Raw genomic sequence first — 613 nt, 5'->3', positions numbered from 1 at the left:
GAGCGGCGGGGCCCGCGCTGCGGTTGTTGCGCTTGGTGTTGCAGTTGCCGGTGTGCGGGAACCAGTAGAACTCGAAGTGTTCGTTCTCGGCGACCAGCTGATCGAAGTCGGTCGTGACCCGGTCGAAGGCCATCGGCTCCTCACGGGCCGTCAGCAGGAAGACCGGCTCCACGCCGAATGTGATCGCCGTGATGACGCCGAGGGCGCCGAGCCCGATCCGGGCGACGGCGAAGATGTCGGCGTTCTCCTTCTCGGAGCAGGTCAGCACCGTGCCGTCCGCCGTGACCAGTTCCAGGGCGCGGATCTGGGCCGATATGGACGCCGAGTCGCGGCCGGTGCCATGGGTGCCGGTCGAGGTGGCCCCGGCGACCGTCTGCTCCATGATGTCGCCCATGTTGGTGAGCGACAGACCCTCCCGGGCGAGCGCGGCGTTCAGCCGCTTCAGCGGGGTGCCTGCCTCGACGGTCACCGTCATCGCCTTGCGGTCGATCTCCCGGATGCCGGTGAGCAGAGCGGGGCGGATCAGGAGGCCGTCGGTGGCCGCGGTCGCGGTGAACGAGTGGCCGGTGCCGACCGGTTTCACCTTCAGACCGTCCTCGGAGGCCCTTCGCAG

Annotated in this window: 1 protein-coding gene; it reads right to left on the bottom strand. The window is 69.0% G+C overall.

The window, feature by feature from the left end:
- Nucleotides 1-583: FAD-binding protein (locus tag AC1DUE_RS20050; protein ID WP_477041168.1), on the bottom strand; the 583-nt coding region annotated here is incomplete at its 3' end.
- Between the last annotated feature and the right edge of the window lie 30 nt (nt 584-613).

The sequence above is a fragment of the Cellulomonas sp. P4_A2 genome, from assembly GCF_056402515.1.
Note: the sequence above shows the minus strand (reverse complement) of the source record. Positions and strands in the feature narration are given on the sequence as shown.